Origin of the sequence: Streptococcus mitis (assembly GCF_009496205.1) — a bacterium.
GTDB classification, from domain to species: Bacteria; Bacillota; Bacilli; order Lactobacillales; family Streptococcaceae; genus Streptococcus; species Streptococcus mitis_BN.
In genome coordinates, this window is record NZ_WIJO01000075.1 from 1 (window position 1) to 7,412 (window position 7,412).

At 40.6% G+C, this 7,412-nt stretch carries 1 pseudogene; it reads right to left on the reverse strand.

Features of this window, described 5'->3' with window-relative positions:
- Positions 1-125: 125 nt before the first annotated feature.
- A pseudogene (gene bgaA, locus GEZ85_RS10440) lies at positions 126-7,122 on the reverse strand (LPXTG-anchored adhesin/beta-galactosidase BgaA).
- Positions 7,123-7,412 lie beyond the last annotated feature (290 nt).

Consider the following 7,412-nt stretch of genomic DNA (forward strand, 5'->3'; position numbering starts at 1 on the left):
TTCTTTATTATAAATTTTAAAATCGATTGATTAGACAAAAAAGCGAACAAGACAGAATTCTGAGTGTCAGATAACTCGTTTTGTTCGCTTTTTATATCTAAGGTTAGACTTTTGTCCCAGACTCTTTATCTTCTATCTAGGACAAGAGTTTCTCTCTGGTCTTTAATGATAAAGAAGGTATCAAAATTTCTAGTCTTCTTTTTACCTTTAGTAGCTACTAATCCTGCACTCAAACTTAGAAGAGCTAAACCTGCTGCTACTGCTGCTTGGCTTACCGCACTTCCTGTATTTGGCAACTGCACTTTATTAGCTTGACTGGCTTCACTTAAAGCGATTTGTTTTGTATCTGCTTTTTCTGACACTTGTGGTTTTGTAGCTTCTTGAGCTACTGGTATAGTTGTTTCACCAGCTGTGCCGACTTCTACGATGCGATTCTGAACCAAAACTTTATCATAGCTATCCTTTTCAGTTCGCTTACCATTTTCAACCTCAATCAAGTGAACACGAACGCCTTGTCTTCCTTCTTGGAGAACACGAGTTTGACCTGCTGGAAGTTTGTCATTCTTTTGTTCCTGAACCTTGAAGTCAATGGTTTCTTCTTCGACTACAAGTTCTGGGCGATTCAGAACAAGATTTTTAACTTCGTCTTCTGGAGGAAAAGTTCCTAGTTTGGTTCCAACCAAGACAATGCGGTCTGTTGGTGCCTCTACCACCTCATGGAGTTTTTCTTACTTACTTCCATCAGGATTAATGCCTGTAAAGATACGTTCCTTACCAACTTTTCCTTCTTGTTCTACACGAGTTTCACCAAGAAACAGTGTTGAATCTTTTTTCTCAACTGTCTTGTAGGCTAAATCTTTTTCAACCAATTCAAGTTTCGGAAGTTCTTCTTGTACTGCAGCAACTGTTTTCTCAGAAACTGGTTTTTCCTTGGTCAACTGGATACGGTATTCCTTAACTTGTTTTCCACTTTCTGAAACGAGACGAACAAGTACTGGAAGACTATCATCACCACTATTCACCACAGTTGAAGCTACTTGATTGTTTTCTTCAACTGAGACTTTTGGACGTTGACCTTTATAGGTAATTTGATAATCTTGACGATTTTCAGCGAAATCAGGAAGTTCTTTTCCATCTACAAGAATCTTCGATTGAGTACTTTCTTGAGGCAATTCGCTTGGTGCAAGGAAGGTCATCTCAATCATCGCAACACCGCTCTTATCTGCTTTACGCTCCATACGCCATCTCATAGCTTTGGCTTTGACAGCTTTGAATGTTACGTTGATTTCATCACCAGCTGCAATATCTTTATACGCACGATAAGGAACAGCTTCCCAATTTTCTGGATTGTTAAATGGATGTCCAGATTCGTAGGCTTGGTAGTTTGAATAATAGGTCGGCACTTCAAAGTCTGGGCCGACATAGCGTTCCAAAACAAGTTTAGATGGTGCATCTGTACCACTATCTGCAAAGAAGTGAAGTTTAGCTTGCGCAACAGTCCGTTCGACAATCTTACCGTTTTCACGGAAGATGACGCCTGCTGATACTTCTGGATTGGTAGACGGTCTTGCAGACCAGTTTGTCCAACGACGATTTTCTGAATGATCTCCGTCATTGAGATAGTCAACGCGGTCATGAGAGTTTTTATCAATATCGTTGGTTGCTGAAGCAAAGGCCTGATTACCATTTTCATCATAGTTAGGGTTATCTGAAAGAACCTCACCAAGTTTGTCTGTCACTCGTACAGTGAACTCAGCAACAAGGTCACTACCAAGGACACGACCTCGAACAGTAAATTGACCTGCTTTTGTCAGATTTTCCGCTGGAACTTCTTCCCATTCAACTGTCAGGTCTTTTGTTTAGTAGCCGTCTTTACCTGTGAAGTAAACTGGAACCTTAGTCGGCAATTCAAGTGCTTGACCTACTTGTACCAAGCGAGCTTGTTTAACCGCAGCAACTGGTTTATGAGAAAGTAAGTTCTTATCCTTAGTGAAGTGCAGACGGTATTCTCCTAAGATGTCGCCATTTTCAGCTTTCGCGATGACACGAACTGGCTCACCTTCACGAACGCTTGGAACGACGGTAGCGAGACCATTGTTGCTAACACTTGCTGTGACTGCCGGAACTTTTCCATCTACAGACTCAAGGTAGTAGTCTGTCAAATCAGGGTTGAAGTTTGCTAAGTCTTTGCCGTCAACTTGGATTCTTGTTTGTCCTTGCTTGGCTGCCGTAACTTGTTTCGCAAAGATTTGTACTTCTGTGATAGACGTTCCACGCTTGTTATCTGCTTTGACCATGCGAATACGAACAGCATAGGTTTCAACTTTATCAAAGTTAAAGTGGTTCATTTCTCCAGCCTTGAGTTGAGCAGGGGCTTTTAGATTAGTCACTGGTTTCCAGTTGGCAGAATCATTAAAGACATGGTCCTCATTGCCTACAAAGCTAGGATTCTTAGGAGCTGTTGGAGCAGTATTACCAACATAATACTCAATCACATAAGACTTCGGTGCACCAACTCCATGGTCTTCGTGGAATCCGACACTTAGATTATGAACGGAGCGTTTGCTCAAGATACCTGAATCTCCAAACAGAACACCGACTGAAGCTTCTGGATTACTACGATTCCAGTTTGTCCAACGATTGGCTGGTCGGTCATTAAAGGAAATCAACTTATCGTTGACATTTGAAACAGGGTCGGTTGGATTTGAGTCTGAAGCAAAGGCAAGTGGCAATTCTGAACCGGTCCATTGGTCAGAAATGTTTGCACCTTGCTCAGTTTGAGCAGATACTCGAACATGAAGTTTAGTTGTTAATTGAGTACCTTCTAAGCGACCATTAACTGTAAAGACACCTTCCTGAGCGTATTGCTCTGGACGAATCGCATCCCATGCAACCTTAGCTGATGAAACGTGACCATTTGAATCATATGTACGAACGCTTTCTGGTAATTGTGGTGCTTCTGCGACTGGAGTTGTCGCACTAACTTCTTCAACTGAAACGATGCCTTCTACAGATACTTTAGCACGCGCTTCAAGGTCAATGCCTTCAACTTTACCTAGCACTTCAAAGGTTTGATAGGAGTCTAGTTTTTCTTTCGGAATAGCTTGCCAAGTGACTTTATGAGTTTTAGGGAAACCTTTGTCATACTCAACAGTTACTGTTGACGGAAGAGTAGGTTCTTGGTGTAAATCTGTCACTACATTTACAGGACGGATGGATTGCGCAATCTTCTTCTCAATATTTGCTTGTATAGTGAGATTGATTTGACCTGTAGCACCCTCATATTCAGCTTTCAGAGTGAGTGCTCCTGGTTTATGCAACTCAAGCATTCCTTTTCGGACTACAACTTCCCCTTCACCGCTTGTAGAGAAGGTCACCTTATCAGCTGGTAATACAGCTTGCGTTCCATCTTGATAGTGAGCTCGAATCGACAAGTTGACTGTTTGGTCTTCTTTGAGACCGTCAGCTTGTTCCACTTGCAAGCTCAAGTGAGCAATTTTTGGTGCTTCTTCTAGGAATTGAATTGCATAGGTTTGAAGAGGGCCACCATCTTTAGATTGAACAAAGATGCTTGCACGCATGTCATTTGCTGCGCTTGCTTGAAGAACTGTAACATCAGCATTTTCAGCATTTGCTGTGACTTCTGGCAATTGGGCACCATAAGCAAGAGTGCGGTATTGCATTGGTTGTTGACTAGTAAGACCTGTTACTGCTTCACCTCCAACAGTAACAGTTGGCACTACAGGTGCTGCAGCATTTCCTTCTTCTACCACAAGAGTTGCATGAATAGTTTCTCCAGCTAACTGACCAGTCATTTGAATACGTGATCCAGCTACTGAAAGTTTGGCTTTATCTGCTTCCGCAACCTCCCAGCTATCTACTTCGTACTCTTGTACACTTCCATCGGTTACAAGTATTGACACATATTTATCTACAGTGTTCAAGTCTGATCCTGAAGCAACACGTTTAACTGTTGGTAATTCTTTCGCAATTGCTAGAACCTCGACACGAGCCTCTACCTCACGTCCATTTGCTGTACCTTTAACAGTCACAACTCCTGCTTGACTAACATCGACTTGAGACCAAGTTACTGGAAGTTTTTCACGACTACCATCGCTGTATACAAAACCTACTGTTTTCGGCATTTTTGGAATTTGAGAAATAACTGTGCGTACTTTTGGTGTTTCTGTTCCTAAAACTGTTTTTTCTTTATCTTCTTGTTTACCAGTAAAGACAGTTACTTGCGCAGACTTCAAGAGATCAGAATGAGCAGTAAGCGTGAATTTACCTGCTTGCTCAGTTGACTTGACAATTGCAACACCCTTACCATTAAAGGCTTTACGAACCCAAGAACCATCTGGCTGCGCTTTGTAACGTTCACGGCTAGCTTGTTCCCCATTATCGACACCGACTAGCTGTCCTTACCCATGCAATTGGAAGCGAACGAGATTGTTAGCAGTTGGAACAACATTGCCTTCACTGTCTACAATTTCGTAGTAGATGTAAGTCAAATCTTTGCCATCTGCTGCGATTGCATTTTCTTCCTTGATGAGGCGTACACCTGCTGGTTGCCCCGCAGTAGTAATTTTATCTCTTGCAATCTCTTTACTAGCATCATCGCGAGCCACTGCTTCTAGAGTTCCTAGTTTATAAGCAACCTTCCACTCGAGATAAAGCTCTTTAGCATTAGCTTCCTCTTGGTATGTTCTTCCATCGCTAGTTTACTTTTTGTTAAATTTCTTCTCTCCTAGAGACTGGCCATTTAAAAACAATTCTACACTAGAAGCATTCGAATAAGCACGAACTGGAATCTTGCCTTCTGAATCAGCTACTTTTGATGCTAACTCTTCATTTTCCCAGTTCCAGTGAGGAAGAAGATGGACCATTGGTTTCTTTTTAACTGAAACCCATTGACTTTGGTAGAGATAGAAGTCATATTTTGGAATACCTGCAGTATCTACAATACCAAAGTATGAACTCTTAACTGGCGTGTGGTTTTGGTTATGCCAAGGTGTTGGCTCCCCAATATAGTCTGTCCCAGTCCAGATAAATTGACCAGCATAGCCAGCATTGTCTCGGTCAAAAGTCCATGAATCTGTGGCTGTTTTACCCCAGCCGACTCTGTCATTACCGTAGTCTGACTGTTCGCAATTACGTTCAGGTCCATTACTATGTTTCAATTCACGTTCAGGACGATAATCACTACCACGAGTACGAGTTGCTGAAGAGATTTCAGAACCATAAATCAACCATTTTGGATGCTTAGCTCGAAGAGCTTTATAGTTATCTTCAGAGTAGTTAAAACCAACAGCATCTAATTCTTCGGCAATTTTCTCATGTCCACCACTACCATTACCGAAACGGAACTTATCTGCTCCCATAGTAACGTAGCGTGTCTTATCAACGTCTTTAATAACCTTGACCAAACGCTTTACTGTAGCTAGTGAATGAGCATCACCATTAGCTTCACCGATTTCATTACCGATTGACCACATGAAGATAGCTGGATTGTTTTTGCCTCTTTCAACCATGGTACGTAAGTCAAAATCAGACCATTTTTCATCTTTTTTAGCTTCTGGATGAGTAGCATCTTTTTCAAAGAAACGTCCGTAGTCATATGGTTTCTTGCCTCCATACCAAGTATCAAAGGCTTCTTCTTGAACAAGCAAACCAAGTTCAGCAGCTATTTGCAAGGTTTGCTCACTGGCAGGGTTATGCGTTGTACGAATGGAATTGACACCCATTTCTTTCATCTGTTTAAGACGACGGTACTCAGCTTTATAGTTTTCTTCCGCTCCAAGTGCTCCGTAATCGTGGTGTAAAGAAACACCATGGAATTTAATACGTTCACCATTCAAAAAGAAACCTTCATTTGGTGTCCAGTTATAGTAACGATAACCAAACAGATCTTTCTTAGCATCCACAAACTGACCGTCACGATATACACGAGTAACCAATTCGTACAAAGCAGGTTTATCACTTAGGACTGTCCAGAGCTTTGGTTTTTCAACTTCTAAAATAGCATCAAGTTGTGTCGTTTCATGAGCTTTCAAAGTACGACTAGATGTACGAACTAAGCCTGTTACATGCTGCCCACCACGTTCAACAATTTGATATTCGGCAACAAGTTCGTGGTCTTTGTCGTCCGTATTGACGATTTTGCTGGTTACATGAGTTTCAACCTTGCCATGTTGTTGTTCTTCAAGTTTTGGTATTAAAATGGTTGTCCCATTTTTCTCAACATGAACCTTATCTGTCACTTGTAAAGTTACATCACGATAGATACCACTTCCTGAATACCAACGACTACTTGGCTGTTTATTGACTGCATGAACATCAATTACATTCTCACGTCTATCTTTATTCAAATATTTAGTGATATCATATGAAAATTGATTATAACCATTTGGGTAATGCCCCACTAACTGACCATTGACATAAACTTGAGAATCCATGTAGACGCCATCAAAAGTAAGGCGAACATTTTTCTTGAGGTCTTTTTCATCAAGTTTGAAAGTCTTGCGATACCAAGCTTCACCACCGTTAAGCTGTCCACCTTTGTTTTGGGCAGGAGATTCATGATCGAAATCATTAAAGATACTCCAGTCATGCAGTAAATCTAATTTTTTCCACGTAGATACGTCTGCATTCGGTTTAATGGCCTCCTTAGAATTTACATTGAGTTTAAAGTGCCAATTTTGATTAAAATTCACTTTTATCATCTTCCTTGACCGGTTTTTCTTGACTTGAAGCTTGTGATTCTACCTTTGGCGCTTTTTCTTCAGGTTTAGCAGACACTTTTTCCTCTTTTGGAGTTACAGCTTCATCTTCTTTCTTCTCAGATACAATAGATCCAGTTAAGCTAGTTTCGCTGTGTTCTGCCCTTTCGACTACATTTTTAGTTTCCAAAGATTGATCAACCTTTTATTCTACTATCGGTTCTTCCTCTTTAGGTTTCTCAGCAGTATGAGTAATAGGTGTTTCATCCGCATAAACTACAGATTCTCCAGCTATATTTCCTCCTAATAGAACTGCACAAGTCCCAATCATTACTGAGCAAGCTCCCACAGCAAACTTACGAATGCTATAAACTCTTTCCCGATTCCAATGGCCTTTTCCCATAAAAACTCTCCTTTTAGTAATCGTTTTCATTTTTATGTGAGCGCATCACTTTTAATAGTCTTTTATCCTTATTTTATAAAATAATATAGGAATTTTCAATACTTTAAGATATAAAATAATATTTTTGATTGTTTTGGTAACTTCTCAAAGTAACTTCCACTTGACTGGTCAAAGTGGAAATTAGTCTAAAACGGATTTTTATGGTGGAATTAAGTGTGAGACGTTTGAGTTAGAAATGAGGTCTACTATGACAAAAAAGAAACACCTTACCCTTTCAGACCGCAATGATA